The sequence below is a fragment of the Scandinavium sp. NPDC088450 genome, from assembly GCF_044900545.1.
In the GTDB taxonomy this organism is placed as follows: domain Bacteria; phylum Pseudomonadota; class Gammaproteobacteria; order Enterobacterales; family Enterobacteriaceae; genus Scandinavium.
On record NZ_JBJDNI010000005.1, the window covers coordinates 21,182 to 47,894 of the forward strand.

Here is a 26,713-nt window from a genome sequence, read left to right on the forward strand (position 1 = left end):
AGAAGATGATGCGTAAGTTAGTGATTTTCTGCCTGGCGCTGTGCAGTGTGAACGCCTTTGCCGCCCGTCTGGGAAATATCGTGGATGTACAGGGTGTGCGTGGCAACCAACTGGTGGGCTACAGCCTGGTTGTTGGGCTGGATGGAACCGGTGACAAAAACCAGGTGAAATTCACCAGCCAGTCGGTGACCAACATGCTGCGTCAGTTTGGCGTGCAGCTGCCAGCCAAAATTAACCCGAAAGTGAAGAACGTGGCCGCCGTGGCGGTCAGTGCAACGTTGCCACCGGGCTATGCTCGTGGGCAGTCGATTGACGTGACTGTGTCCTCCATGGGCGATGCGAAAAGCCTGCGTGGCGGCACATTGCTGATGACACAGCTGCACGGCGCAGACGGTGAAGTTTACGCGCTGGCACAGGGCAATATCGTGGTGGGCGGCATTAAAGCCCAGGGCAACAGCGGTTCCAGCATTACGGTGAACACCCCAACCGTTGGTCTGGTGCCGAACGGTGCGTCCATCGAGCGTGAAATTCCAAGTGATTTTCAGCAGACCGACCGCGTGATGCTCAACCTGAAACAGCCCAGCTTCAAAACGGCGAATAACATAGCCGTTGCGCTGAATAATTCGTTCGGCTACGGCACCGCGATGGCGGAAAGTTCTACCAACGTTTCCGTGCGTGCGCCAATGAATCCGGGCGATCGCGTGGCCTTTATGTCACAGCTTGAAGACGTGCAGATTAATGCAGGCAAACAGCCGCCGCGCGTGGTGTTCAATGCCCGCACTGGCACGGTGGTGATTGGCGATGGCGTGGTGGTTCATGCCGCAGCGGTCTCTCATGGCAACCTGACGGTTTCCGTTCGTGAGTCTTCTACTGTTTCGCAGCCAGGCGCGTTTAGCCAGGGCAACACGGTGGTCACGCCGCAAAGCGATATCAGCGTGAATCAGGGCAAAGGCCAGATGGTGACATTGCGCACCGGCACCAGCCTGCGAGCGATAGTCAATACCCTGAACAGCCTCGGCGCATCCCCGGATGACACCATGGCCATCCTTCAGGCGCTGCATGAAGCGGGCGCACTCGACGCTGAACTCGTGGTTATCTAAGGAGAGGATATGGTTAACGCAGTTCATCTCAACACGGCGGTGATCCCAGGCGATGTGACCGGGGCCGTGAAGCCGCAAAACCTGGAGCAGGCCGCAGAGCAGTTTGAAGCGATGTTCCTGCGCTCGATGATGAAAGAGATGCGCAAATCCTCCGATGCGCTGTTTGCCGACAACCCGTTTGAGAGCAAACAGCAAAAAATGCTGCGTGATTTTTACGATGACAAAATGGCGTTACACCTCGCGACCACCCGCAGCAGCGGGATTGCGCAGATGATTATGGCGCAATTAGGGCCCTCGACGCAGAACGCGGTTAAGAACCAACAGGATATGGTCGCTCTTATTCAGCATCCACAAGAGTTGAAAACCCCTGTCGTGCCAACCGGGCATGGCAGCAAGGAGTAAGTCACCCCATGAACATTATTAACATTGCCTACAGCGGGCTTCAGGCGGCGCAGATTGGCCTTGGCGTCACGTCGATGAACGTCGCCAATGCCCTGACACCGGGCTACACCCGTCAAAGCTCGACCCAAAGTTCCGTAGGGCCGATGGGCGAAGCGGGCAAGTCTGCGGGCTCTGGCGTGCAGGTCGACAGCATCCGTCGTGTGTCTGACCAGTACCTGGTGAATCAGGTCTGGCAGTCGAACACCAAAGCCAGCTATTACGGCATGACCGATCAGTACACCAGCGCGCTGGAAAAAGTGATCGGCACAGACTCCAGCAGCCTGGGGACAGGGTTTGACGACTTTTTCTCGGCGTTAAGCTCGCTCACCACACAGCCAGAAAGCGAAGCGAATCGTCAGCAGTTGCTGAATCAGGCCAATGCGCTGGCGACCCGTTTCAACAATATGGATGGGTTTATCAGCTCGCAGAAAGATCAGATCCATTCCCAGCGTGGCGCGCTGGTGACGCAGGTGAACACGCTTTCCGGACAGATTGCAGACTACAACCAAAAAATCACCACGGCGGAAGCGTCAGGCGCTAACACCAATACCCTTCGCGATCAGCGAGATGGTCTGGTGAAAGAGCTGAGCGGCATTATCGACGTCAACGTGACCGAAGATGACAACAGCAACTATACCGTGGCGTTGAAAGGCGGCCAGCCTTTGGTCAGTGGCCGCACGGCAGGCACACTGTCGGCGGATTATGACACCGATGGCAACCCTTCGCTGAACCTGAGTTTCTCGAAATCTGACTTCCCGCTGTCGCAGTCTGTGGGCGGCGAAATGGGCTCGTTGTACGACTATGAAACGGGCACGTTGCAGGACATGCGAGACAGTATTCGTGGCATGGCTGATTCCTTCGCGACCCAGTTTAACGATCAGTTGGCGCAGGGTTATGACCTGAACGGCAACCCGGGCCAGCCGATGTTTACCTACGACCCGAGCAGCCCGAACGGCATCTTGCAGGTCAATGATTTGAAGCCTGACGACATTGCGCTTTCCAGCGCAGCAGGCGAACCGGGCAATGGCGATAACCTGCAGAAGCTTATCGACATTAAAAACGCCAAAGTCGACATTCCGGGGATGGGCAACATGAGCCTGAACGAAGGGGCGGCGGCGATTGTGTCCAACATCGGTATTTTCAGTAAGCAGACCAAAGCTGAGCTGGAAGCGGCGCAAGCCGTCAGCGATCAGTCTCAGACTCAGCGCGATAACGTCAGCGCGGTCAATCAGGACGAAGAGGCGATAAACCTGCAAACCTATATGCAGTCTTATCAGGCCAACATGAAAGTGATCGCCACGGGCAATCAGGTCTTTTCTGACCTGCTGGGCCTGTTTTAATCAGGGATGAGGAGAGACCATTATGCGAATCAGTAGCCTTTACCATTCTCAGGCCATGCTGGCCCAGATGAACAGCAACAACGACCGTCTGAGCAAGTTGATGGAACAGATGTCGACGCAAAAACGTGTCAATGTGCCGTCGGACGATCCAGTAGCCGCCACGCGTCTGGTGCAACTTAACCGCGAGCAATCGGCGATTGAGCAATATCAGCAAAACATCAGCCGCGTCAGCGGGACGCTGTCAGTGCAGGAATCCCACGTTCAGGCGATGAGCGATAACCTGCTGGCGATTAATGACAAGCTGCTGTCGGCCAACAACAGTACTTACAGCGAAAAAGATATGTCAGGCTTTGGTGCAGAACTGTCGTCGATGCTGGATTCGCTGGTGGACAGCATGAACGCGCAGAATGAAAACGGCAGCTACCTTTTCTCGGGCACCAAAACCGATACTAAACCGGTGGTGTTCGACGATGCGACCGGCAAGTATGTTTATCAGGGCAACGACGGCACGCGTGAAACAACCGTTGCCAACAGCGTGACGATTCAGGAAAACACCAATATGGCGTCCGTCTTTTCTTCCGGCGGTAACGATCTGGAGATGCTCAATCAGCTCAAGGAGTTGAGCGATAAGATGCAGGACCCCACCGCGCACTTTGAAGACTATCAGCCGCAGATTGATCAGGTACTGAAACTGGAGTCTGACTCGCGCGATAAGATTTCTTCGGTCTTCACGGATTTGGGTGGCCGCCAGAATCAGCTCACGCTGCTGGGCAACGCACACACCGATGTCAGCCTTGCTAACGATCAGGTGGTTCACGATCTCTCTGATACCGACTGGGCTGAAACCAGCATGAACATGCAGCTGTACGTCAACTCGGTGCAGATCAGCAACAAGGCCTACAGCATGGTCAGTTCACTTTCATTGTTCGATAACTTGTAATCATGGTCACCCAGGTCTCTTCTAAAACCAGCCCCCTCCCAACCGCCTCAACCGCGGTTGGACAGCGCCCGGTAGGCGCGCCCGGAACGATTCGCCAGTCTTCTGCGGTGGCCGATGTCGCGTCTTCCGCGCGTAATAACGTTTTCCCGGAAGCGGCGATCATTTCTCGTCAGCCTCTGCGCTATAACGTTCAGTTAAATCAGCAATTGACCGCGGTGCAGCAGGCAGACAGCTATCTGGCGCAAACGGAATCGAAACTGATGCAGTTGCGCCATGCTTCTTCAAATGGGGCGGATAGCCGTAAGGTTTCTTCTGAGTTGAAGCAACACCTCGAAGGACGGAGTGAACTGTCTGGCGGCACGGTCGACAGACAGTTCGCGCTGCGCTTACAGCAGAGCAGCAAGGTGAATTTCAGTCTGTCTGGCCTGGATAAACTGGTGGAGAACCCGCAAGGCGAAACGCTGGTTTTCTCCCTGGGTGGCGATAAGCGAGAACTGGCGGCGGTGACCTTGCCAAAGCAGGACAACCCTCGGCAGGTACTGCGCCAGATGAATCTGGGGCTAGGACGGCTGGGTATTCATGCTCAACAAGGCAAAGACGGACAAACCAGTTTCAGCGTGGACGAACAACGTTGGGGCCGGGTGAGCCAGTATCTGAGCGTGCGCGGGGAAGGGCAGAATTTCCCGGCTGATGCGTTCACGATGCTGACCCCGAAAGCGGAATCTTCGCAGGAAGATGTGCTGCAACAGGTAAGCCAGGATCGCAAACAGGTCAGCAGCACTACGCTGAATCAAGTGATGGACAATATTGTGAAGCAACGTAGCCGCCTGAATCAGCATCAGGGGCGTGCTGCCAGCCGTATTGATGATTTAGCCCCGCCGATGTCAGCGGCTCAGGCACAAACGACTTCGCAGGCGCTGGGCGATATTCTGGCGAACAGTGGCGAAAGCTACGAGAGCTTCTCCCGGGCGCTCTCGGCCCAGGGGAACGTCCGTCTGGCGACGGTGAAGAATCTGCTGAGTTAGCGGCTTTAAGGAAGGTTAGAGTGGGAAAACCACGCCTTCCTTACCGATCATTAACGTCCTCTGATTATCGTCCTGCGCTTGCATCCACAAATCGGTGTGGGTCAGCATCTCAATATATTCCCAGGCCATTGATGTCTTCACGGTTGATGACGTGATCACCGGGCTGAACTTATAGTTGTAGCGATCGTCGTACTTTTTCACTTCCACCATATTGGCTTTGATGAGAAAGCCCGGGTCTTTCGGGTCGGTGAACGTCGCCAGAATGCAGTCATCAAGCACCTGAACATCCACGTTGTACATCTCCTCCTGATGCGACATTAAATCGACAAAACCAATTTTCATCGCCTTCTGGTGCTTGTTCATCAGGAAGCGAGGCGAATGCAGCGTGTGCCATGCAAATGTTCCTGTCAGCCCGATGACCAATGCCAGAATGAAGAGCCAGAGTGTCTTATTTACAGGTTGCCATTTCATTCAGTGTACTCATGGTATTGTCAAAGATAGAGCGATTCAGGGCCGCGTTATCACTGTGCCAGTGATAGAAATAGAGGATGGTCTCTTTGTCCTCACAGCGGCTTTTCAGGACGAAGGTATAGTTCAGCGTTTGTTGCACATAGTGGTAGTAAACCGTCATGTCTACCGAACGGGCTTTCAACGCTTGATTTAACTGGGTATAGGTGTCTCTTAACCGACTGAACAGATACATATCCGTTTGGTCGAGATCGTCGTCGGTGGTGTTTTTGACTTCATACAGCGTGATGTGATCGAACACTTTTTGCTGGCGAGACGACAGCGTCAGTTGGGAAGCATTTACTTTCATCAGCCAGGTTCCGCCGGTGGCGACCAGCACGCTCAAGGCCATCGCTGCAAAAACAACCAGCAGGCGGAAAGACGCGCTACGTGGCTCGCGGGCGGTTGACTCAGGAAGTGCCGTGACTTCAGGCATGTGCTGGACTTCCGCACAGTGAAGACAGACATCCGTCGGCTGGCTTTCATCCACCAGCGTGACGTCTTCCGTTACGATCCCCTCTTCTGTCTCTTCGTGCTCGAAGGTTTCCGTCAGCTCCGCATTCTGGTTGGCGGCGGAAACCTCAGACTCTTCCTTTTCGACCTGAGTGCAGTATTCAGCTTCGAGAATGTAGCCCTTTTTGGGCAGCGTTTTAATGATACGCTGCTGCTTCCCATCATCTTCCAGTGCCGCACGCAGCGCATGAATGGCGTTAGGCAGGCTGTTGCTGCCGATAACACGGCGTTCCCAGACCAACGCCGTGAGCTCTTCACGAGACATAATACGGCCCGCGTTTTCCAGCAGCACTTCGAGGAGCTTTATCTGATACTCACCCAGCCGCTTCTTTTCACCGTTGGCTAAGTGAATGAGCGATCCCGTCGGCGAGTCCACCAGCCAGTTGTTAACCGAGTAAAAAAACTTTTGCATAATGATCAAATGAACAATGGCCCAATAGAGTAAGCACAAAAGCACCCGTCGTAATAACCCAGCGTGAGAGAAATCCTTTCTTGAGGGAGTGATGCAATAGCTGTGCCGTGGTGATGATGTTTTCATCGGTGAACTGTTTTCTACCGAGATATTAATCACATTTCAATCTATTAATCTGTTTAAAATTACATTATGGCAGTATTAATTAACGTTTTTAAATGGCGGCTTGATGGTGGCTATTTTGTATATATGGTTGTTTTGTAATGATTAATCCATTTTTTGTTCGGCGTGTTTTATATTGAATTCCACTTTTTTAAAATTTAAAATTGAATATTTTCAATGTTGATAAATTGTGTCTTTTTTGTTTTTTCAAGACGAGATTATTGTTTATAAATGGCAATAAATAATCAGCATTAATACTAATAAAGGAGTAGGCGACAACTGCCAGTCTCAGGGAAAAATATTCAGGTTGTTTTCAGGCTTCAGGTGGAAACGGTAAAGCAGGGTATAGGCGCTGGCCCGGAACGCCTGGCTGCGAGTATAATTTCACTCTGGCATGCACCTTTGCTCGCCCCAGGAGGCCCCGTGAACATCAGCGACGTTGCGAAAAAAACCGGATTGACCAGCAAAGCGATTCGCTTCTACGAAGAGAAAGGGCTGGTAACGCCGCCTTTGCGCAGCGATAACGGCTACCGCACATACTCGCAGAAGCATCTGGATGAGCTGACGCTACTGCGTCAGGCACGTCAGGTGGGGTTCAATCTGGAAGAGTGCGGTGAGCTGGTGAACTTGTTCAACGATCCTGCTCGCCACAGTGCAGATGTGAAAGCGCGAACCTTGCAAAAAGTGGCGGATATTGAACGCCACATTGAAGAGCTTCAGGGAATGCGTAAGCAATTACTCACGCTCGCTGATGCCTGTCCAGGGGATGACAGCGCCGACTGTCCGATTATCGATAATCTTTCCGGCTGCTGTCATCGTAAGGCCTGATCAGTGAGGGCGCACCTTTAAGGTGATCCCTTCCACGGCAATGATTTCCACTCGTGTGCCTGCCGGCAAATCGTCATCGGCAGAGACGGGCCAGGAGCTGTCACCCACTTTGATGTGGCCTCTCCCGTTAATTAGCGCGGCTTCAAGCGCAAACACTTTACCCACCAATTGCTGCCCACGTTGATTTAACTGACTGTCGGCGCGGGGCTGTTGCTTCACGCGATTGGCCAGCCAGCGCCACCACAACCAGGCGGCCAGCAGTGTCAGGACGGCAAAAATTACCCCTTGCCACTCCCAGCCAAGCGGCAGAAGCCACACCAGCAAGCCGGTGATGATACCTGCCACGCCGCTCCACAGCAGATACCCGTTCCCGCCCAACATCTCCGCCGCCAGCAGCAAACCACCGAGGCTTAGCCAGAAGATGTGCGGGTGTGTGAGAAGGGTGTCCATCATCTGTTTTTCCGCTCAGTGGCGCTGTCTTTCATCAATTCGGCAATCCCGGCGATGGAGCCCATCAGGCTGCTGGCATCCAGCGGCATCATCACCACTTTACTGTTGCTGGAGGATCCAATCTGCTGCAGCGCATCGGTGTATTTCTGCGCCACGAAGTAGTTCACCGCCTGAATGTCACCGGCAGCGATCGCTTCGGACACCATCTGTGTTGCACGAGCTTCTGCTTCCGCAGAACGTTCACGGGCTTCCGCCTGCAGGAACGCTGACTGACGCTCACCTTCCGCTTTGAGGATTTTGGACTGTTTTTCCCCTTCTGCTTTGACGATTTCAGCCTGACGAATCCCCTCGGCTTCAAGGATATAAGCACGCTTGGTACGTTCGGCTTTCATCTGGGCATTCATCGCATCGATAAGTTCGGCTGGCGGGCGAACATCACGGATTTCGATACGGGTGATTTTGATGCCCCAAGGATTGGTGGCTTCATCCACGATGTGCAGCAGGCGAGTGTTGATGCTGTCTCGCTGTGAGAGCATTTCATCGAGTTCCATAGAACCGAGCACGGTACGGATGTTGGTCATGGTCAGGTTGATGATTGCCAGCTCAAGATTGCTGACTTCATAGGCCGCTTTCGGGGCATCGATAACCTGAATAAAGCACACCGCATCAATCGCCACGTTGGCGTTGTCTTTGGAAATGACTTCCTGTGAAGGGATGTCGAGGACCTGTTCCATCATGTTGATCTTACGACCAATGCGGTCCATAAACGGCACCACCAGGCTCAGCCCTGGCTGCAGGGTGTTGGTGTAGCGGCCGAAGCGTTCTACTGTCCATTGATAGCCCTGCGGCACAATTTTGACGCCTGCACCAACAATCACCAGCGCGACAAAGATTAAGACGGGAATAAAGATGAGCATGAAAACCTCCTGTTTTTTGCCTGATAGCCAACAGCCTTCGTCAGCCCGAGAACAGAAAGTATAACTTTTATCCTTCTCAGCGCGAAGTGCGCAGGCGTACAATAATGGGGAATAAGTGTGATAAATGGGAAAACAATGAAGGAATTATTGCAGGTCAGCCAACTGGGTTTTATGTCTGGTGAAACTTCCCTCCTGAATAATATCAATCTGCGGTTGTGCGAAGGACAATTTACGCTGATTACAGGGCCTTCCGGCTGCGGGAAAAGTACCTTACTTAAGATCATTGCCTCGCTGCTCAGCCCAACGTCCGGCAGCATTCATTTTTGTGGCGAAGATATCCTGCAGCTCTCCCCTGAAGCCTATCGACAGCAGGTTTCTTACTGCGCGCAAACCCCTGCGCTGTTTGGTGAGACAGTTTATGACAACCTCATTTTTCCGTGGCAAATACGGGATAAACGTCCGGAACCGGAACACTTGCTGGCGGATTTGGTACGTTTTAATTTGCCAGAAGACACGCTGCAAAAATCCATTCATTCGCTGTCTGGCGGTGAAAAACAGCGAATATCGCTGATTCGCAATCTGCAATTCTTACCGAAAGTGTTACTGCTCGACGAAATTACCAGCGCACTCGACGAGAGTAATAAGCATAACGTGAATGAGATTATTCATCGTTATGTGAAGGAGAAGAACATCGGCGTGTTGTGGGTCACTCATGATAAAGACGAAATAAGCCACGCCGATGATGTTATTACCCTGAAACCGCAGGCGGGTGGAATGGAGGAGCACGCAGATGGGCGAGCATAATATTTCTAACGAATCGCTGGCGTTATCGATGGTGCTGGTGCTGGTGGCGATTATTGTCAGCTATAGGGAAAAACTGGCGCTGGAGAAAGACATCATCTGGAGTATCTGCCGGGCCGTTATCCAGTTGGTGATTGTCGGCTACGTGCTGAAAACGATTTTTAACGTCAATAACGCCTTGCTGACGTTGTTGATGGTGCTGTTTATCTGTTTCAACGCGGCGTGGAATGCGCAAAAACGCAGTAAATACATCAGTCAGGCGTTTGTGTCGTCGTTTATCGCTATCACCACCGGGGCGGGGCTGACGCTGGCGGTATTGGTTTTCTCTGGGGCGATTACTTTCACGCCAATGCAGGTGATTCCGATTGCAGGGATGATCGCTGGCAACGCGATGATTGCGGTGGGGCTGTGCTACAACAACCTTGGGCAGCGCTTCAACAGTGAACAGCAGCAAATTCAGGAGAAGTTGAGCCTGGGCGCAACGCCGAAAATGGCGTCTGAACGTTTGATTCGCGAGAGTATTCGCGCGTCGCTGATCCCAACGGTGGATTCGGCCAAAACGGTGGGATTGGTCAGTTTGCCGGGCATGATGTCAGGCCTGATTTTTGCCGGAATCGACCCGGTGAAGGCCATCAAATACCAGATTATGGTGACGTTTATGCTGCTCTCAACCGCGAGCCTGTCGACCATCATTGCCTGCTACCTGACGTACCGGAAGTTCTATAACTCGCGCCACCAGTTGGTGGTGAAGCAGTTGAAAACGCCGGGCGGCTGATGCCTTACCCGGCCTGTTTACGTTACCGTAGGCCCGTGCAAGCGAAACGCCGCCGGGCATTCAGCAAAGGAGTTAGTAAAGCAGAGAATAAAGCTGACGGCGGTACTTCGAGGCCAAAGCGTCACCGGTGCCGAGGGCTGCAAGAATTTCCTGCATCATCTTGCGCGCCTGGCCGTCTGCTGCGCCCAAATCTTTCTTCAAATGGCTAAACAGCAATTCCAGCGCTTCTTCGTTACGCCCCACTTGATGCAGTTGCAGCGAGAGCTGGGAAGCCAGCGCAGCATCTTCTGGATTGGCGGCTACTTGCTGCTGTAACTGCTGAATTTCTGGGGTATCAGCGGCTTGTTTCAGCAACTCGATTTGCGCGACCAGCCCTTGATAGCGGGTATCCTGATCCTGCAACGGCACGGTTTTCAGTGTCGCTTCGGCGTCTTCAGAACGGTGTAGCGCGATTTGAGTTTCTGCCAGCAGCAGGCCAATCTGGCTGTCCTGACTGGACAACTGCCAGGCGTCTTTCAGCAGCGGCAACGCTTCGTCGTATTTACCTTCCTGCATCAGGGCCATCGCCTGCTGAGCTTTTACCTCTTCTTCACGAGGCAGCACTTTGTCGAGCAGCGCACGAACCACTTCTTCCGGCTGCGGGCCCTGGAAGCCGTCAACCGGCTGGCCGTTCTGGAACAGATAAACGGTTGGAATGGCGCGCAGACCAAACTGTGAGGCGATCATTTGCTCGGCGTCGCAGTCCAGTTTGGCGAGGATAAACTGCCCGTTGTACTGTGCCGCCAGGCTTTCCAGCATCGGGGTTAACTGTTCGCAATGCTGGCTACGCGGAGACCAGAAGTAAAACAACACCGGCCTGCTGGTCGACTGCTCCAGCGTCTGGTGCAGGTTAGCTTCGGTAATGTTAACGATGTACTGTGCAGTCATGAGGCACTCTCTATAGTCGAATTCAGAGGATATCTCTGTTACATGGGGGCTTTAGCCACAGCTTCAACTCAGCCCTGTAAAATTTTGTCCATCATCCGGCCGGGTAACAGGCGCTTGAGCAGCATCACCGCATGGGTAACCAGCGTCACCGGATAGCGCATTTTTGGCCTGTCGCTGGTGAAAGCATGGCGCACTTTGTCCACTACGGCTTCCGGCCCCAGCGTGAAACGTGCAGCAATTCCTGGATTTTCGACTGGCTTATCGGCCTGAGATTGATTGACGTTTTCCGTAAAGCGGGTACGAATGGGACCAGGTTCAATCAGGCTGACTTTGATGCCGCTGTAGCGCAGTTCCATACGCAGTGCGTCGGACCACGCTTCCAGCGCGTATTTACTGGCGGCATAAGCCCCACGGCCTGGGGTGGAAATCAGCCCCATCACCGACGATGTCATCACAATTCGGCCTTCGCCGTGCGGTTCCATGGCGGGCAGCAAGCGCATGGTTAGCTGGTGTGCACCAAAGAAGTTAGTGGAGAATTGTTTCTCTACCTGAGCACGACTCAGCGTACTTAATGGGCCATACAGCCCGTATCCGGCGTTGTTAAAAATGCCGAACAAGCGGTTCCCGGTGAGGGCAATAATGTCACCGGCGGCACGATCGACGCTTTCAGGCGAATCCAGATCGAGAACGATCCCGACCAGCCCCAATTCTGCCATGCGCGCCACGTCTTCTGGCTTACGGCAAGCGGCCAGCACGCGAAAACCCTGGCGTTTCAGTTCCAGCGCACTTTCCAGCCCAATCCCGCTGGAACATCCTGTTATTAAGACCGTTTTTTGCATAACTTTACCTGAAGACCACTCGCGACTCTCAGGAGTCGTGTTTAACTAGGGGAGCCAGACGTGTCGCCATCCAGTCGGCAATAAACGGCTGGGCGTCACGATTGGGGTGAATACCATCATCCTGCATCCACTGCGGTTTCAGATAGACCTCTTCCATAAAAAACGGCAACAGAGGAACATCGAACTCACTGGCAAGCTTCGGATATATCGCACTAAATGCTTCATTATACCGACGGCCATAGTTTGCAGGCAGACGAATTTGCATCAGCAGGGGTTTGGCGTTGGCGGCTTTGACCTGAGTGAGAATAGTGCGCAGGGTGGCTTCAGTTTGCTGAGGCTGGAACCCGCGCAGGCCGTCATTGCCACCCAGTTCAACCAGCACCCATTTGGGCTGGTGTTGTTTCAGTAGGGCGGGTAAGCGTGACAGCCCTTGCTGCGAGGTGTCACCGCTAATACTGGCGTTGACAACCTCCGTCTTCGGCTGCCACTTTTCATTCAGCAGCGCAGGCCATGCGGCTGTGGCCGCCATCCGATAGCCCGCACTCAGGCTGTCACCCAGAATCAGCAGCGTGTCGGCAGCCGCGGCGCGAAAGCTTAACAGAATCAGAAACAGGAAAGGCAAATGCCAGCGGAAAACATACTTGATAGTTGTTTTGTATGTCCTGTTAACTATGGTGATTTCTCTGTATGGCTTGCTGTTTCTGGCTTTGCTCATGTTTTCATTTCCGATGAATTCATTTGAAATAGCATTGATTCAACATCAAAAGGTGTCCCTTTGGTGTACCCTTATGCTTGATTGTATTTTTGAGGGACACCTAATGTCATTAACCAACGCACAGATCAAAAACGCGCCTGTAAAAGATAGAGAGTACCTTATCGCTGATGGGGCTGGCCTGTCGATACTCATCAAGCCCAACGGGGCAAAGCTATGGCGCTTTCGATACTCTCTTTTTGGCAAAAAACAGAAACTCTCCATCGGTAGCTACCCAGAGATCACGCTTTCTCAGGCTCGCGTAAAAGCCGCAGACGCAAGAGCGAAAGTTGCACAGGGTATCAGTCCTGTAGACGAGCGTCAGAAAGAAACTAAAGCCAGCAATAGTGCAAGCTCGTTTGAAGCGGTATGCCTTGAGTGGCAAGGTGTCCGTTCAGCAACATGGGCGGCGAATTACGCGCTTGGTGTTAAGCGATTGTTCAAGAATCATGTTTTCCCTGTCATTGGAAAACGCCCAATTGCGAAAATTGAGCCGATGGAATTGCTGGAACTACTAAAAAGAATTGAAGCAAAAGGCGCTAAAACTGTCGCAGAAAACGTGCGGGGGCGCTGTTCCGAAGTGTTTGCTTACGCAATTATTACCGGAAAGGCAAAATATAACCCTGCTCGCGACCTGGCTGGGGCATTACAACGTTTCCGTAAAGGCCATTTTGCCTCTTTGGATGTTGCGGAATTAAAGGGGTTTCTGCATGTGCTGGAAAACTCAAGAGGGAGTGTGTTAACCATCAGTTTAATCAAGCTAATGATGCTTACAGGGTTACGTCCGACTGAAGCTCGTGAAGGGGCATGGTCGGAAATTGATATTGATGCTGCTTTGTGGAGAATTCCTGCTGAAAGAATGAAAGCCAACAGGCCGCATATCGTTCCCTTATCACGACAAGCAATTGAACTACTGAAAACGCTGAAATCAATGAATGGTGGGTATGGGCATCTTTTCCCTAACCGTCGAGATCTTACCCGTGCAATGGCTCCGGGCGTAGTGAGTTCTCTCATTGCAGATTGTGGCTATGGTGGTAAAACTACTGGACATGGTTTCAGGCATACAATGAGTACAGCTTTACATGAAAAGGGCTATGACAGCGCATGGGTAGAGTTACAGCTCGCACATGCTGACAAAAATACTATTCGTAGCACATATAATCATGCTCAATACCTTGATGGCAGACGTGAAATGCTTCAATGGTATGCTGATTATATTGATGAATTGAAGTCTCAATAACTATTGTAGGTGATGGCATGACTACACGTGACAATAATAATTATAAGGGTAAAAAAATCACACTTGATTCCCTTGTGGGGGAGTACAGAAATGGCGGAGGTTATCCAATTATTACTCCGGCTATGATTCATGAGTCTGGGTGTGATATTTGGGATTTGTGTGAAATGTTGAGTGATGCGATAGGTCTCATTTCTCAACAAGATAAAGCTAATATAAATGCATTGGGTTTATTGGTTAATCGTGATAAGAAAATAACCACACCTGGAATGAGTGAAGCCGAATTGGAGCTATTAAAGAATATTTTTGGTCAGGAATATGACTCTAAGAGTGAGTCTGCAAGTTTCTCAGAAATTAAGAAAGTCATGAACGGTTGGCCTTTGGAATTATCCTTTGAAAGGGGATGTGAAGCTATACGCTATTGGGCACTCCTCGAATTTACTCAGAGAAAAACAAAGCATAAGCGTGTTACTGATCCTGAGGAGGAGCAATTGCGATTAGATGTTCGCGATGAATATATCCGCAATCCGGGGAAAAGTGTTCGTGACTTCTATGAACGTCTCATACGTGAAGGTTGGAAACTTCCTCATCAACGCAAAATTGAGCGTTGGACTAAAGATTTAAGAATCCTAAAGAAATAAATATCAATTATTTCATGTTGATAGGTATAGGCTCAAAGATTTACAAAAATACAGCTAGTTGCTGTCGGGCATTATCCATCACGAAATGCCAGGGTTTCTCCAGTAATCATTGATGTTTATTGGAGGTGAGTCGTGGCGGCTAAAAACATTCTTTGGGTGGCAAAGCCATTCGATCCTAAGTACACACATATTCGCATACAGGATGTATGCGATATGATCTTTCGCACGCAAACATTTGTGTATGAGCAAATGGCAAAAGGGCAATTTCCTACGCCAACTAAGTTATCACCTGCCGTTAGCGTATGGAGGAAGGAAGAAATAGAAAAATGGTTAGTTGAATCAGCTAAGAGTATTGGTTCTGGTGCTGTTGAGGAGAAACGATATGATTAGTTCATTTCATCTGGAGAGGTCAATTTCATTCAATTGTCAAAGAGTAGGTAAGGCGGTTTTATATAATCGAAATGGCTTCGTTGTTGATGCTATCCATGTTTATGTTATTGCAAGTTCCGATCCCAGAGTCATCAGAGGGACAATGCTCTATTTATGCGATGCATTATCTGGTTTGATTAAAGGAATTAAATATACTGCATCAACTACGTTGCTCACGATTTCTCTATCTTCGCGAAGGAAAAGGAAAGTTTCGAATGATGAGTTCCTTATCAGAGATAATGATTTTATTATTTTATCTCAGTCTTGTCGTGCTGTTGAAAAAAGATCACCGTCCAGAAAAGTAAATCCAGATAAATTAGATGCGTATGCGGAAACGATTATTAAGGGAAGTAGCGGGGGATTATCATCAAAAAATAGGGGGAGAAAATGAGCGTCCTTGATGATGTTAAGCATTGGTTGAGGAATCCCTCCAATCTTACGGCGGCATGTGCGGCCTTTAATATCCCCTGTGATGCCAGCGGGAAACATCACTCTTGCCCGATTTGCGGCAAGAGGAAGTTTCGCTTTCAAGCTACGGGAACGCGAGCAGGTAAATATATTTGCACCTGCGGTTCTGCTGGCATTGGCTTTGGATTCATAGATCTGATTGCGCGGCTGTATTTTGATGCACCGAAAGATGGCAGACCAAGTGGCGCTCTGGCCTATCGTGCAGCCAGTTTGATTGATGAACGCATGGGAACTGGTTTTAAAACCAGCCAACCGCAATCTCATGCTATTTCACCGCAGGAGCGGGAAGCATACCGACAGAAACAACAGGACGCTTATGAACAACAGACAAAAGAAGCTCATGCAATAGAAGCGTCCAGGATCGCTGAAGCTGCTCCCCGTATTCGGGAGATACTCACACAAGCGATTATAGGGGAGTGTCTTTACCTTAAAGGCAAAGGGTATTCTGAATGCCAGCTTCCGCTCACTGCGAATGGTTGGGGGGTACTTCTTATTACCGATATTGATAATCGTGAACGCTCTTTACAATATCTGCCCCCTCCCGGCGCAGTGAGTCGCCGAGGTGAGTTGCATACCAAAATCTTCATGAAGCGAGCACCTTTGCGTGATGCATTCATTAACGTCAGCAACCCGACGCAAACCAAAAGTATCGTTATAGTAGAAGGTTATGCTACCGGGCTGGCGGTGGCTCAATGTTTGCCTGACAGCCGGATTGTGGCGGGATTATTTGCCGCCCATCTTGCAAATATCGCTGATGTATTCAGAACTAATTTCCGCGACGCGGAGATCATCATTGCCGCAGATAACGACTGGCATTCAGTGGATGAACGGGATGCTAACGGTAAGCCTAAACGTAATACGGGTCTGGAAAGTGCCTCTGTTGCCGCTCATGCGGTGGGCGGTCTGGTTGTCGCACCTGATATGCAGGACAACAAAAAAACGGACTGGTGTGATGTACGCCAGAAATTTGGCAATGACGAACTTATCGCCCGTTTCACTGCAAAGCTTGCAGAAGCACGTTCCATACCCGATGACTTCATCCCCAAAAAGAGGCAGGATGCACCTTCTGCTATTAAGACCGGTAGCATTTCTGTTGTGCCTGAAAGCGTTGATATTGTGAATCATCGTTGCCCTGACCGTTTTAAAAAATACTATGCTGACCGGGTCACACCGCAGGAAATTCAGCCTGATATTTCCCCTTATCTCGTTGAGCGTGACAACGGTGACATTCAGATTGTCTTTACCCGTGTTGGTCGTGAAACCGTGGACGATGAAAAACGCTCAGGGGTGTTTAAATCTGCGACCACTGAAACGGTAGTATCGGGCGTAAAAGCCATTCAGCGGGGAAGAAGAGACAACGAATCCTATACAACCTATGCAAATCGCCGTGAAAAGCGATTGCGGGTTTCAGTCCCCGATTCTGCTGATGCGAGGGCGCTCGCTGCCGCTCTGCGTAGTATTGGCGGTGTTGTTGCACCAAAACACCTCGATTTCTACCGTAGTGCTTATCTGTCGCAGCAGTACCTTGAAGAAGTGGCTTATATCAATGTACCCGGCTGGCATGAAATAAACGGTAATCGCATTTACATTCCCCCCGTGGGGAAATGCGACCTCCCCGGTGGCTTACGGGCTGAGTTCATTTCTTCTCGCGTTCAGCGGGACAACAGCAAACCCGCCGGGACTCTGGAGCAGTACCGCCAGCATGTTCTGGCTCTGATTACCGGTAATCCGGGGCTTGTTTTCCCTGTATTACTGGAGCTTGCAGCGGTAATTAACCCCATACGGCATGGCGGGTTACGTGCAGAAGGAATGACTATCGTGATGTACGGGCAATCCGGAAGTGGTAAATCACTTTCGTTGCGTCTTGCTGCCAGTGTGTGGGGCGACCATTCCGTTCTGGTTGAAAGCGCCAACGCTACGTTTACCGCTTTGCAAAACAGCGCGGTGGATTCCAGCGGCGGCATTATGCATGTTGATGATTTGTCCTCAATGCCGGATGTGAACGGCAAGGAAGCTGAAAGCCTGCTTTATGCCATCGGTAATGGCAGAAGCAAAGGCCGCAGCAGTGTTGACGGTAAAAATCTCCCTGTCAGTGAGTTCAGTGTTATCTGCCTGATAACCGCTGAGAAATCCATGACGGACACCATACAAGAGAAAACCCAGCATCACCTCAAGGATGGGGCAAAAGCGAGACTGATTGAACAGCCGTTCATCCGGGTTTCTGATTTCAAAGGGTGTGCCACGCTTCAGGAATTTGCCAGCAAACTGCTGGTTGCGTTCTCAGACTTCTATGGAACGCTGGGGGCGGCGTGGGTGGCGCTTTTGCATAAAAATGGCTGGCAAACCATACAACGCGAAATCAAACGCTACCGGGATGAATTTGACACTCACATGAATGAGCTTTTCCCCGCAGAATGGTCTTACCGCCCTGACCATAAAAAGCGGGCGCACCAGATTTACGCGATAGCTTATGCCGCAGGTAAAATGTCTCAGCCATTAACCGGGTTTACTGACCAGCAGGTACTGGAGACCATCATTGTCTGTGTAGAGGCCGAAATTGAAAGCAACGACAATGGACAGCGCTCAGAAACAGAAGCTGTAGAATGTCTATGGGACTTTCTCACCGCTAACACTGGCAACATGGGCGCAATTGCAAGAGAAGGGAATATCGCAGCGCGGCAGAACCGGAGCGCTGAATTGATGGGATGGGCTGATGTTCGTGAGTCACCGGACGGGACGGGCGTAGTCACCGTGTTCTATCTCAATCAAACACAACTGAAATCTGCTTCCCTAAAGTCATGCAGTATGTCAGGCAAAGAAATGCTGCAATTGTTAACCCGTCACGGATATCACGAGCCGCCTGATACTGAGAGAGGTAAGCTCTATGGCACAAAGAAAATCAAGGTTTGGGTTGGCAAAGATGCCAGTACCCCGCTTGACCTCATTAAAATCAGCGCACCTCCATCTCAGGATTAAGAGCTTCCCCTGACCCTTGAAATGCAAAACCCCTCAAAACGCCATACGGTAAATAAATCAGTGGCAGCTATAGCCATTTTATGCCCCGCTAAAAATTAAATAATAAGGTTGTTACAGGGGGGGGAAATCACTTCTACTAAAGGCTGCATTCGATTTTGACTACCTGACTACCGCTTTACTACCGATTTTACTACCCATTTATTTATCTATTTATATGTATTATATAGATATTTATATATAGGTAGTAAAGTAGTCAAAAATTGAGTGCAATACACTCTCTATGCGCGAGAGCTTTTCATTTACAAAATCCATAAATCAGCATTTAAAAAAATCACTATATACATGTCTTTTTTTCTTTGACTACTTTGACTACTTGCCTACCTGTGGAACTGACAGGAATTAATGAACATTCTTTGTACATCATTTTCGGTAGGCAAACCGTGGGGATGGGTAGTCAAAACCCTCCATCGGTAGGCAAATGTTCTTCGTGCGCGCGGGGCTTTTATCTCAGCATCAGGGAAAGGGGAACCAGCAGAGATTACAAACGGAGTGAATGGACGGCTATAGATTTTGCCCGGTATGGCATGATATCGAAGATTCTAAAAGTGGATAAAAATTACGCACGCTGTACAAAACCTTAATGATTGTGTGACAATGGGAGGCTGAAAAAACAACATCAGTACAGGACGTTATGAGTAAGAAGATTCATTTTCTCGCATCAGCAGTAAACGATTACATTAGCCCTGTTTCACTATGGTCAGTCGCCCGTGTGACGGTAAATGATGATGGTGTGAACTGGCTACAGACTCAATGGGTCGGTGGCGGTGAACTCCACGGGATGGCGCTTTATACCTCGAAACTTGATGCTGCGGTTGCAGCGGAGGTTATGAACCAGAGGGAAAATTCAACGGCATGGCAGGTTTACTCCTTCTCTGATATCAACATCACCGAGATGATGATTAATGTAAAGAGTCAAAAGCCAAACTACGGGATCATGTTGGTGTTTGGATTCTCAATTGATGATTTCAGACATCTTATCCTTCATTCAAATCTTTATCGCAGCCTGCAATTTCCTGAATCATTCCCGATTGGTGATGGTTTAGATCCCATAACGAATAAGGCAATCCTGAAGTTTAACGAATCCTTTTTCGAGGGCATGAATGATTACTGGCATGAGGAATTTGCAAGCTACTGCGAAACGATGGACAAGCAGAACTCTCTGCCTTTCGACCTTATCAAAGAACACGCCCGGAATGCAGTTTCAGCGGCACTTGTCACCACAACACCGATTATCAGCGCTGCATCACAATACTGCGTCAGTACTTATTCCATCGAAAAACAAATGTGGGTTGTATCCTCCCTGTCTGTAGGCGGCGCTCAACCCGCCAACAAACTTCATTAAGGATGATTCTATGCCAACTGGTCATTTTCTTCGTATCGGCGATAAAACTTCATGCGGTGGCAGCATACTTTCTGGATCTCCGAATCACAGCTTTGGCGGGATTGCGACAGCGCGAAATGGTGATTCTGTATCGTGCGGCAAAGATGGCAAAATCTATCATATCGCTGGTGGCATACCCAGTTACTCAATTCACGGTGTTGCCGCAGCGGGTACTTTGCATAGCCGGAGCACATGCCCTTGCCGGGCAAGATTCATTTCATCCTTCCCAAACGCCTCTTATTGGGTGGAGGAAGAAAAGAAAGTAAAAGCCACGCCGCCTGTTGCTGCACCTTTGGTCACAGCAGCCCCTGCACCTGAGCCAGTAAAAGCTGATGAACCAGTACAGCACGCACAAGCTGCTAAAAAGCATTCAGAGGCGAAGCGTGAACCTGTAGATGCAGGTTTTTGTGTTCTCCCCTATGGGGCTGAAACGGGAGCCTATGAGCCGTGGCTATTCGAAAGTGAGCCCCCGGCAGGAACACGAGAACTGTACCGCTCATTAAACGGTGTGGGTAAGGAATATAAAGCAGGTTCTATCCTGCTGGTGGTTGATCCTGAAAAGCAGGACAATGAACAGATCGCCCACATGAAGGCGGCTAAACAGCGTATTGATACAGCACTGGAACCGCTGACGCATCAGGAAGCTAATTTCCTGCATAAGCACTACGCGACTATTGCTAATTTCTCTGATATCGCTGATAAGGGTATTGGCCTTGCAGCTGATCCCGCTGGTAAGTATTTTGAGAATATCGAAAAAATCCTTAAAGAGATTCAAGATACTTACAAAAATACGTATATGACACGAGGGGCATTAATAGGCGAACAGTTTTATGTGAGACGTTCTCAGTTGTTCAAAGAGCTTGAACGCGTGCTCAAAGTCGGTTTTTTAAATAAAGCCATGAAATTTGGTGAGTACACAAAAATAAAAAATGCACTTGGCTTGTCAACCAGTTCAATCACTCATAAATGGAACGAAACAGGTATCAGCGATATTGAGGGCTATGCAACTCATATTGAACGCGCAGCTAAACTTGTTGAAAAAATGCGATATCTGGGTTATGTGGGTATCGGGTTTAGCGTACTTCATTCTCTTAATGAAATCCATGAAGCATGTAGTATTGGGCGTGAAAATGAATGTACCAAGAAGAAATATACTGAGGTGGGTAGTTTTACTGGTGGAATGATTGGTAGTTTTGCTGGTGGTAGTGCTGGAGTTGGTCTGTGCTCCCTTGTTTTAGGACCAGAAACTTTCGGGGTTGGTGCCCTCGCTTGTGGGGTCGTATTTAGTGTGGCAGGGGGAAACCTCGGAGGGGCGTTAGGTAATTGGGGGGGAGAAAATACAGGTGAGTGGATTTATAATGTCGTTGAGGAAGATAAATAATGCCTGTCTTTAAAGTCGTCGTTATTTTTCTTGCGGGTGTATGCGTACTTTCTTTACTTTTTTCCATAATATACTCTTTTCTTTCAGAGAAGAAATACCTTGTAATAAAGAAGAAGTTTAAAAAAGAATTTGGCTATGTACCTTCTTCTATGGTTGCAGGTGAGTTAATATTTCAATATGGAATTTTTGCCAAAGACTTTGTGCTCATATCTGCTTTTATTTTTCCTCGTGCTCTACTTAAAAGAAAAGTATTAACTGAAAAAGAAATATCCTTCATAAAAAGTCTTGATAATAAAGAAATATCATGGGTGTTTGTAAAACATGCGGCTTTCTTTATTAGTATAATGTGTTGGGCTACCTTGGGGATACTTATGGTATTGCACCGCGTGAACTAATAATTGGCGTATTGAGTTAGTTTAGTGGCCTAATTAATTAGGCCAAGCCTTTGTCAAAGGTCATTAGTATCGAGTCTTTTAATTCTTTTAGCGAAATTGCTTATTAGTGCTTTTTCTCCATTTACATTATGTTCATAAAGGTACTCCTTTACGAACAGCACGATTTGCGTCTTCATTGGTGTTCGTAAAGGTTGATTCTATAATTTATGAACGATATAGTTTACGAACTAATTTTTTGAACACCAGAGCGAGCAATGGCAGTAATTACCTATCTACGCGTTTCAACGAATGACCAGACCATAGAAAACCAGCGTCGCCAGATTAACGATGCAGGCTATCAGGTAGAAAAAGATTTCGAGTTTTTTGATGAAGGGATCAGTGGTGCGATACCGGCACTAAAACGACCAGCATTGACGGAAGCGGTAAAGATGGCGCGTAAAGGTGACATTTTTGTTGTTTCGGCAATTGACCGTTTAGGCCGTGATGCTGTTGACGTACTTACGACAGTTAAAGCGTTAGATAGCAAAGGGGTGAAAGTTGTAAGCCTCAGAGAAGGGTTTGACCTGAGCACACCAGCAGGAAAAATGATGCTTCACATGATGGCGGGTTTTGCCGAGATGGAAAAAAATTTAATCGCAGAACGCCGTACTGCTGGCATTGAAAGAGCTAAAGCTGATGGCGTTCATATGGGGCGTCCCAAATGCGAGCATGGTGAGCTAATAGCCTCTTTATGGGCTAACGGCTTATCCTACCCTGAGATCGTTGCAGAGCTTACCTCACGCGGTTTCAAAGCGGGGAAAACCACTATTTACAGCTTTAAAAAATAGTTCTTTGTTATTGTGGGGTGCACCATGCGTGATCATCCATGGCAAAGCAGGGATTCGATGAGTGAACTCAGGGAACGAGTTGCTAGAATTGAGGCGATTACCGTCCCTGATTTTACGTTTCTGCCAACACAAGCTTTTGAAGTAAGGATTCAGGCGGTTCAACGTATTTGCCAGAAACAATCCAACTCTGATGTTTTGTCGTATCTTGAGGGGTTGGGATTTGTCAGGGCAAAACTTCTTTCTGCGCGTGAAGTGCTTCACGACAAGGGGAAGAAAAGATTTGAATCTTTCATCCGTTCCGCTTCCTTAGACATAGCCAGCCGCTTTTCAGCCATTCATAAGGCTCATATCGAAACCCTCAAAAATGTGATGCATGTTCCTTTCCGACGAAGCGCGGCAAAAGATTTGCAACAAATAAGCGAATCCCTGTGCCGTATCGCTGATCTCATTTCTTCATATCGCTATAGCATCGTAGATTCCAAGTACCGCGAGTTTGTTCGAACTATCCTTGGACACATCGACACTGAACGGCTTCCCCCACGAATCGCCGGACTGATCATTGTGGAACTAACAGACCTGGTGGAAGCGGCTGTTTCTGTAAACGTATTCAAATACTCTGGCTCTGGTTTAACCCATGAAGAATACTGGCGACATGTTGACCCTATTGAGTATGGCGAGGTTTATGAGGGGGGCGTTATACCTGACGATGCAACCTTGATAGATGGAATGGACGCCTACTCTCAGCATGAAGCCATTGCGGAGCAAAGCCTTTGGTATGGCATTGATGGAACTGTCGATGATTTCATCATTTCAACCGCTGGTGGGTTGTTGCACATGAAGCGCCTAAGAGAACCAGTTAACAACCATGAAGGGAAGCGCGAGGAATGAAACCCTCTTAATCATGTCCCTTAAAGTGTTCCTTGATTTTTTGTTGGAGTGATTTTTTGGATAAAAAACAGATTGATATGAATTCAATGGCAAACATACTTGAAGTTCATCATCTTAAGAAATCCGTCGGTCAGGGTGAGCAGGAGCTTTCCATCCTTACCGGAGTTGAGCTGGTTGTCAAACGGGGGGAGACACTCGCGCTGGTGGGCGAATCGGGCTCGGGGAAATCGACGTTGCTGGCCATTCTTGCGGGTTTGGATGATGGCAGCAGCGGTGAAGTGAATCTGATGGGTAAGCCACTGCATAAGCTTGATGAGGAGGCTCGGGCGGCATTACGCGCACGGCATGTCGGCTTTGTTTTTCAGTCTTTCATGCTTATCCCAACGCTGAATGCGCTGGAAAACGTCGAGCTTCCTGCGTTGCTGCGTGGGGAAAGCGACAGTCAGGGGCGCACTCATGCCAAAGCCCTGTTAGAACAGCTTGGGCTGGGTAAGCGTCTGCATCACCTTCCGGCGCAACTTTCTGGTGGCGAACAGCAGCGAGTGGCGCTGGCTCGTGCGTTTAACGGTCGGCCTGATTTGCTGTTTGCCGATGAGCCAACAGGCAATCTCGACAGACAAACCGGGGATCGCATTGCTGACTTACTCTTCTCCCTTAACCGCGAACATGGCACCACGCTGGTGCTGGTGACGCACGACCCGGAACTGGCGGCGCGCTGCGACAGACGTCTGCGTCTGGTCAACGGTCAGTTGAGGGAAGAATCATGATTGCCCGCTGGTTCTGGCGAGAGTGGCGGTCGCCCTCGCTGCTGATTGTCTGGCTGGCGTTGAGCCTGGCGGTGGCGTGCGTGCTGGCGCTGGGCAATATCAGCGACAGAATGGAAAAAGGGTTAAGTCAGCAAAGCCGTGAATTTATGGCGGGCGACAGAGCCTTGCGCAGCGCGCGGGAAGTGCCCGCCGCCTGGCTGGATAAAGCACGGGAATCAGGCCTGAAAGTGGGCGAGCAGCTTAATTTCGCCACCATGACCTTTGCAGGTGATACCCCGCAGCTTGCCGATGTGAAAGCGGTGGACGATGTTTATCCGATGTACGGCGAACTGGATACGCGCCCTCCAGGCCTGAAACCGCAGGCGGGCAGCGTGTTGTTAGCGCCGCGCTTAATGGCGCTGTTGAACCTGAAAGTCGGGGATTCTATCGATGTGGGTGATGCGACACTGAAGATAGCAGGGGAAGTGATTCAGGAGCCAGATTCAGGATTTAACCCTTTCCAGATGGCACCACGGCTGATGATGAACGTCGCCGACGTGGCGAAAACAGGCGCGGTTCAGCCTGGAAGCCGTGTGAGCTGGCGCTATAAATTTGGCGGCACGCCGCAGCAAATAGCCGCTTATGAATCGTGGCTGTTGCCGCAGCTCAAACCCGATCAGCGCTGGATTGGCCTTGAACAGGATGAAGGCGCGCTCGGCAAATCTCTCGAACGCTCACAGCAATTCTTACTGCTTTCCGCTTTGCTGACTTTGCTTCTGGCTGTGGCCGCCGTCGCTGTGGCGATGGGGCATTACTGCCGCAGCCGTTACGATCTGGTGGCTATCCTCAAAACGCTTGGCGCCGGGCGAGCGCAGTTGCGAAAACTGATCCTCGGGCAGTGGGCGATGCTGCTGGCGTTGTCGCTGATCACCGGCGGTGCGATGGGATTGGTGTTCGAAAAAGTCCTGATGGTGTTGCTAAAACCTGTGCTGCCTGCCGCGCTGCCGCCAGCCAGTTTGTGGCCGTGGCTGTGGGCCACTGGCGCGATGGTGGTGATTTCACTGTTGGTGGGGCTTCGCCCGTGGCGATTGCTGCTGGCAACCCAGCCGTTACGCGTGCTGCGTCGTGATGCGGTGGCAGATGTCTGGCCGCTGAAGTTTTACATCCCGGCGATTGTGGTGGTCGTAGTGTTGCTTCTGGCCTGGCTGATGGGCGGCTCGATGCTGCTTTGGTCGGTGCTGGCTGGGGCGGTCGTGCTGGCCGTGCTGTGCGGCATTGTCGGCTGGCTGTTGCTTAATGGCCTGAAGCGATTGACGCTGAAGTCTCTGCCGCTGCGTCTGGCGGTGAGTCGTTTGCTACGCCAGCCGTGGTCGACGCTCAGTCAGCTGGCGGCGTTTTCGCTGTCATTCATGCTGCTGGCGCTGCTTTTGGTGCTGCGTGGCGATCTGCTGGACAGATGGCAACAACAACTGCCGCCCGAAAGCCCGAACTACTTCCTCATCAACATAGCGCCGGAGCAGGTGGGGCAAGTGAAGGGATTCCTGGCCGAGCATCAGGTTATTCCTTCGGCTTTTTACCCGATTGTTCGCGCACGTCTGACAGAGATTAACGGCAAATCCACCGATGGCAGCGCTGACGAATCGCTGAACCGAGAACTGAATCTGACCTGGCAAAACCAGCTGGATCACAACGAGGTGACAGCAGGGAACTGGCCGCCGAAAGCGGGCGAAGTTTCGATAGAAGAGGGGCTGGCGAAACGGCTGAGTATTTCGCTGGGCGACAGTGTGACCTTTACCGGCGACACGCAGGCGTTTAGCGCCAAAGTCACCAGCCTGCGCAAGGTGGACTGGGAAAGCCTGCGGCCCAATTTCTTCTTCATCTTCCCGCAAGGGGCGCTGGATGGGCAACCGCAAAGCTGGCTGACCAGTTTCCGCTGGGATAACGGCACAACGTTGCTGACCCAACTGAACCGTGAATTCCCGACCGTCAGCCTGCTGGATATCGGTGCGATCCTCAAACAAGTTAGCCAGGTATTGGGGCAGGTCAGCCGGGCGCTGGAGGTGATGGTGGTGCTGGTTACCGCCTGTGGCGTACTGCTGCTGTTAGCGCAGGTGCAAGTCGGCATGCAGCAACGCCATCAGGAGCTGGTGGTGTGGCGCACGCTCGGCGCAGGTAAATCACTGTTGCGAACCACGCTGTGGGCCGAATTTGCGCTGCTTGGCTTTGTCTCCGGGCTGGTCGCCGCGATAGGGGCGGAAACAGCGCTGGCCGTATTGCAGACCAAAGTCTTTGACTTCCCCTGGGAACCAGACTGGCGGCTGTGGGTGACCTTACCGGTGTGCGGCGCAGTGCTACTTTCCCTTTGTGGTGGCTGGTTGGGGATTCGCCTGCTTAAAGGCAAAGCGTTATTCCGCCAATTCAGCGTATAGTTTATTTCCGTCATTAATTAAAGCCGGCCAAAGTGCCGGTTTTTTTATATTAAGAGCACGGAAGGATAAACTCTGTTGTTTAACCGCACATTTTATTAAAAACACAACAACACAGCGAAATTGATAA

The 26,713-nt window shown here is 50.4% G+C and carries 26 protein-coding genes and 1 pseudogene; 20 read left to right on the forward strand and 7 right to left on the reverse strand.

The window, feature by feature from the left end; all coding sequences use genetic code 11:
• Positions 1-5 precede the first annotated feature (5 nt).
• The 5 genes and pseudogenes from ACI2I2_RS06355 to ACI2I2_RS06375 all read left to right on the forward strand — a co-directional run bounded on the left by ACI2I2_RS06355 (position 6) and on the right by ACI2I2_RS06375 (position 4,846).
• Positions 6-1,100, forward strand: coding sequence for a flagellar basal body P-ring protein FlgI (locus tag ACI2I2_RS06355; protein WP_404657133.1), 1,095 nt, complete (start codon positions 6-8; stop codon positions 1,098-1,100).
• A gap of 9 nt (positions 1,101-1,109) precedes the next feature.
• A pseudogene (locus ACI2I2_RS06360) lies at positions 1,110-1,391 on the forward strand (rod-binding protein); the annotation flags it as partial.
• A 119-nt stretch (positions 1,392-1,510) separates the two neighbouring features.
• Entirely contained in the window at positions 1,511-2,881 is a 1,371-nt protein-coding gene (gene flgK / locus ACI2I2_RS06365; protein WP_404657134.1) for a flagellar hook-associated protein FlgK, read from the forward strand.
• Positions 2,882-2,903: 22 nt separating this feature from the next.
• A complete protein-coding gene (gene flgL / locus ACI2I2_RS06370) occupies positions 2,904-3,821 on the forward strand; it encodes a flagellar hook-associated protein FlgL (RefSeq protein ID WP_404657135.1) in 918 nt (305 codons plus the stop codon).
• A 2-nt stretch (positions 3,822-3,823) separates the two neighbouring features.
• Entirely contained in the window at positions 3,824-4,846 is a 1,023-nt protein-coding gene (locus ACI2I2_RS06375; RefSeq protein ID WP_404657136.1) for a hypothetical protein, read from the forward strand.
• A gap of 15 nt (positions 4,847-4,861) precedes the next feature.
• On the opposite strand, the gene ACI2I2_RS06380 is transcribed toward ACI2I2_RS06375, so the two are convergent.
• Positions 4,862-5,317, reverse strand: a complete 456-nt coding sequence (locus ACI2I2_RS06380; protein WP_404657137.1) for a hypothetical protein — start codon at positions 5,315-5,317, stop codon at positions 4,862-4,864.
• Positions 5,295-6,278, reverse strand: a complete 984-nt coding sequence (locus tag ACI2I2_RS06385) for a winged helix-turn-helix domain-containing protein (RefSeq protein ID WP_404657138.1) — start codon at positions 6,276-6,278, stop codon at positions 5,295-5,297. Before ACI2I2_RS06385 ends, ACI2I2_RS06380 begins: the two co-directional genes overlap by 23 nt.
• A 585-nt stretch (positions 6,279-6,863) precedes the next feature.
• Between ACI2I2_RS06385 and cueR the strand changes: the two genes are divergently transcribed.
• On the forward strand, positions 6,864-7,268 hold the full coding sequence (cueR, locus tag ACI2I2_RS06390; protein ID WP_404657139.1) for a Cu(I)-responsive transcriptional regulator: 405 nt from the start codon (positions 6,864-6,866) through the stop codon (positions 7,266-7,268).
• On the opposite strand, the gene ACI2I2_RS06395 is transcribed toward cueR, so the two are convergent.
• Positions 7,269-7,721: an NfeD family protein gene (locus ACI2I2_RS06395; protein ID WP_404657140.1), complete on the reverse strand. Its 453-nt coding sequence runs from the start codon at positions 7,719-7,721 to the stop codon at positions 7,269-7,271.
• Positions 7,718-8,635: an SPFH domain-containing protein gene (locus ACI2I2_RS06400; RefSeq protein ID WP_330983182.1), complete on the reverse strand. Its 918-nt coding sequence runs from the start codon at positions 8,633-8,635 to the stop codon at positions 7,718-7,720. Before ACI2I2_RS06400 ends, ACI2I2_RS06395 begins: the two co-directional genes overlap by 4 nt.
• A 135-nt stretch (positions 8,636-8,770) precedes the next feature.
• Here ACI2I2_RS06400 and fetA point away from each other — a divergent pair, with 135 nt between their 5' ends.
• Together fetA and fetB are read left to right on the forward strand one after the other, a co-directional pair.
• Entirely contained in the window at positions 8,771-9,439 is a 669-nt protein-coding gene (gene fetA, locus ACI2I2_RS06405) for an iron efflux ABC transporter ATP-binding subunit FetA (RefSeq protein ID WP_404657141.1), read from the forward strand.
• Positions 9,426-10,211 (forward strand): iron efflux ABC transporter permease subunit FetB, encoded by a 786-nt coding sequence (gene fetB, locus ACI2I2_RS06410; RefSeq protein WP_404657142.1) that lies wholly within the window; start codon positions 9,426-9,428, stop codon positions 10,209-10,211. The genes fetA and fetB overlap by 14 nt, the downstream gene beginning before the upstream one ends.
• 72 nt (positions 10,212-10,283) lie before the next feature.
• Here the strand turns inward: fetB and ACI2I2_RS06415 are convergent, their stop codons facing one another.
• The 3 genes from ACI2I2_RS06415 to tesA form a co-directional block, all read right to left on the reverse strand.
• Entirely contained in the window at positions 10,284-11,138 is an 855-nt protein-coding gene (locus ACI2I2_RS06415) for a co-chaperone YbbN (protein WP_404657143.1), read from the reverse strand.
• Between the two features lie 68 nt (positions 11,139-11,206).
• Positions 11,207-11,977 (reverse strand): SDR family oxidoreductase, encoded by a 771-nt coding sequence (locus tag ACI2I2_RS06420; protein WP_404657144.1) that lies wholly within the window; start codon positions 11,975-11,977, stop codon positions 11,207-11,209.
• A gap of 28 nt (positions 11,978-12,005) precedes the next feature.
• Positions 12,006-12,692 (reverse strand): multifunctional acyl-CoA thioesterase I/protease I/lysophospholipase L1, encoded by a 687-nt coding sequence (gene tesA, locus ACI2I2_RS06425; protein ID WP_404657145.1) that lies wholly within the window; start codon positions 12,690-12,692, stop codon positions 12,006-12,008.
• 103 nt (positions 12,693-12,795) lie between these two features.
• On the opposite strand from tesA, the gene ACI2I2_RS06430 reads away from it, so the two are divergent.
• The 12 genes from ACI2I2_RS06430 (at position 12,796) to ybbP (ending at position 26,586) form a co-directional block, all read left to right on the forward strand.
• Positions 12,796-13,968, forward strand: coding sequence for a tyrosine-type recombinase/integrase (locus ACI2I2_RS06430; RefSeq protein WP_404657146.1), 1,173 nt, complete (start codon positions 12,796-12,798; stop codon positions 13,966-13,968).
• Between the two features lie 17 nt (positions 13,969-13,985).
• Positions 13,986-14,606 carry a hypothetical protein gene (locus ACI2I2_RS06435; protein ID WP_404657147.1) on the forward strand — a complete coding sequence of 207 codons (621 nt, stop codon included), beginning with the start codon at positions 13,986-13,988 and terminating at the stop codon, positions 14,604-14,606.
• 156 nt (positions 14,607-14,762) lie between these two features.
• Positions 14,763-14,996: a helix-turn-helix transcriptional regulator gene (locus tag ACI2I2_RS06440; RefSeq protein ID WP_404657282.1), complete on the forward strand. Its 234-nt coding sequence runs from the start codon at positions 14,763-14,765 to the stop codon at positions 14,994-14,996.
• Positions 14,989-15,426 (forward strand): hypothetical protein, encoded by a 438-nt coding sequence (locus tag ACI2I2_RS06445; protein WP_404657148.1) that lies wholly within the window; start codon positions 14,989-14,991, stop codon positions 15,424-15,426. The genes ACI2I2_RS06440 and ACI2I2_RS06445 overlap by 8 nt, the downstream gene beginning before the upstream one ends.
• A complete protein-coding gene (locus ACI2I2_RS06450) occupies positions 15,423-18,479 on the forward strand; it encodes a DUF927 domain-containing protein (RefSeq protein ID WP_404657149.1) in 3,057 nt (1,018 codons plus the stop codon). Before ACI2I2_RS06445 ends, ACI2I2_RS06450 begins: the two co-directional genes overlap by 4 nt.
• 691 nt (positions 18,480-19,170) lie before the next feature.
• Entirely contained in the window at positions 19,171-19,881 is a 711-nt protein-coding gene (locus ACI2I2_RS06455; RefSeq protein ID WP_404657150.1) for a hypothetical protein, read from the forward strand.
• A 10-nt stretch (positions 19,882-19,891) separates the two neighbouring features.
• The gene (locus ACI2I2_RS06460) at positions 19,892-21,301 is read left to right on the forward strand and encodes a PAAR domain-containing protein (RefSeq protein ID WP_404657151.1); all 1,410 of its coding nucleotides are present in this window, start codon (positions 19,892-19,894) and stop codon (positions 21,299-21,301) included.
• A complete protein-coding gene (locus tag ACI2I2_RS06465) occupies positions 21,301-21,696 on the forward strand; it encodes a hypothetical protein (RefSeq protein WP_404657152.1) in 396 nt (131 codons plus the stop codon). Before ACI2I2_RS06460 ends, ACI2I2_RS06465 begins: the two co-directional genes overlap by 1 nt.
• 254 nt (positions 21,697-21,950) lie before the next feature.
• On the forward strand, positions 21,951-22,523 hold the full coding sequence (locus ACI2I2_RS06470) for a recombinase family protein (RefSeq protein WP_404657153.1): 573 nt from the start codon (positions 21,951-21,953) through the stop codon (positions 22,521-22,523).
• Between the two features lie 24 nt (positions 22,524-22,547).
• Positions 22,548-23,411 carry a hypothetical protein gene (locus ACI2I2_RS06475; protein WP_404657154.1) on the forward strand — a complete coding sequence of 288 codons (864 nt, stop codon included), beginning with the start codon at positions 22,548-22,550 and terminating at the stop codon, positions 23,409-23,411.
• Positions 23,412-23,497: 86 nt separating this feature from the next.
• A complete protein-coding gene (gene ybbA, locus ACI2I2_RS06480) occupies positions 23,498-24,178 on the forward strand; it encodes a putative ABC transporter ATP-binding protein YbbA (RefSeq protein WP_404657155.1) in 681 nt (226 codons plus the stop codon).
• Complete coding sequence (ybbP, locus tag ACI2I2_RS06485; RefSeq protein ID WP_404657156.1) at positions 24,175-26,586, forward strand: putative ABC transporter permease subunit YbbP; 2,412 nt, start codon at positions 24,175-24,177, stop codon at positions 26,584-26,586. The genes ybbA and ybbP overlap by 4 nt, the downstream gene beginning before the upstream one ends.
• Positions 26,587-26,713: the final 127 nt, after the last annotated feature.

Excerpts from the sequence above, each read along its gene's own strand:
- fetB (WP_404657142.1), top strand. The coding sequence starts at position 9,426 with ATGGGCGAGCATAATATTTCTAACGAATCGCTGGCGTTATCGATGGTG.
- ACI2I2_RS06430 (WP_404657146.1), top strand. The coding sequence starts at position 12,796 with ATGTCATTAACCAACGCACAGATCAAAAACGCGCCTGTAAAAGATAGA.
- ACI2I2_RS06465 (WP_404657152.1), top strand. The coding sequence starts at position 21,301 with ATGCCTGTCTTTAAAGTCGTCGTTATTTTTCTTGCGGGTGTATGCGTA.
- ACI2I2_RS06445 (WP_404657148.1), top strand. The coding sequence starts at position 14,989 with ATGATTAGTTCATTTCATCTGGAGAGGTCAATTTCATTCAATTGTCAA.
- ACI2I2_RS06375 (WP_404657136.1), top strand. The coding sequence starts at position 3,824 with ATGGTCACCCAGGTCTCTTCTAAAACCAGCCCCCTCCCAACCGCCTCA.
- flgL (WP_404657135.1), top strand. The coding sequence starts at position 2,904 with ATGCGAATCAGTAGCCTTTACCATTCTCAGGCCATGCTGGCCCAGATG.
- ACI2I2_RS06470 (WP_404657153.1), top strand. The coding sequence starts at position 21,951 with ATGGCAGTAATTACCTATCTACGCGTTTCAACGAATGACCAGACCATA.
- ACI2I2_RS06460 (WP_404657151.1), top strand. The coding sequence starts at position 19,892 with ATGCCAACTGGTCATTTTCTTCGTATCGGCGATAAAACTTCATGCGGT.
- ACI2I2_RS06475 (WP_404657154.1), top strand. The coding sequence starts at position 22,548 with ATGCGTGATCATCCATGGCAAAGCAGGGATTCGATGAGTGAACTCAGG.
- tesA (WP_404657145.1), bottom strand. The coding sequence starts at position 12,692 with ATGAGCAAAGCCAGAAACAGCAAGCCATACAGAGAAATCACCATAGTT.
- fetA (WP_404657141.1), top strand. The coding sequence starts at position 8,771 with ATGAAGGAATTATTGCAGGTCAGCCAACTGGGTTTTATGTCTGGTGAA.
- flgK (WP_404657134.1), top strand. The coding sequence starts at position 1,511 with ATGAACATTATTAACATTGCCTACAGCGGGCTTCAGGCGGCGCAGATT.
- ACI2I2_RS06395 (WP_404657140.1), bottom strand. The coding sequence starts at position 7,721 with ATGATGGACACCCTTCTCACACACCCGCACATCTTCTGGCTAAGCCTC.
- ACI2I2_RS06385 (WP_404657138.1), bottom strand. The coding sequence starts at position 6,278 with ATGCAAAAGTTTTTTTACTCGGTTAACAACTGGCTGGTGGACTCGCCG.
- ACI2I2_RS06450 (WP_404657149.1), top strand. The coding sequence starts at position 15,423 with ATGAGCGTCCTTGATGATGTTAAGCATTGGTTGAGGAATCCCTCCAAT.
- ACI2I2_RS06380 (WP_404657137.1), bottom strand. The coding sequence starts at position 5,317 with ATGAAATGGCAACCTGTAAATAAGACACTCTGGCTCTTCATTCTGGCA.
- ACI2I2_RS06435 (WP_404657147.1), top strand. The coding sequence starts at position 13,986 with ATGACTACACGTGACAATAATAATTATAAGGGTAAAAAAATCACACTT.
- ybbA (WP_404657155.1), top strand. The coding sequence starts at position 23,498 with ATGGCAAACATACTTGAAGTTCATCATCTTAAGAAATCCGTCGGTCAG.
- ybbP (WP_404657156.1), top strand. The coding sequence starts at position 24,175 with ATGATTGCCCGCTGGTTCTGGCGAGAGTGGCGGTCGCCCTCGCTGCTG.
- ACI2I2_RS06415 (WP_404657143.1), bottom strand. The coding sequence starts at position 11,138 with ATGACTGCACAGTACATCGTTAACATTACCGAAGCTAACCTGCACCAG.
- ACI2I2_RS06400 (WP_330983182.1), bottom strand. The coding sequence starts at position 8,635 with ATGCTCATCTTTATTCCCGTCTTAATCTTTGTCGCGCTGGTGATTGTT.
- ACI2I2_RS06355 (WP_404657133.1), top strand. The coding sequence starts at position 6 with ATGATGCGTAAGTTAGTGATTTTCTGCCTGGCGCTGTGCAGTGTGAAC.
- ACI2I2_RS06420 (WP_404657144.1), bottom strand. The coding sequence starts at position 11,977 with ATGCAAAAAACGGTCTTAATAACAGGATGTTCCAGCGGGATTGGGCTG.
- ACI2I2_RS06455 (WP_404657150.1), top strand. The coding sequence starts at position 19,171 with ATGAGTAAGAAGATTCATTTTCTCGCATCAGCAGTAAACGATTACATT.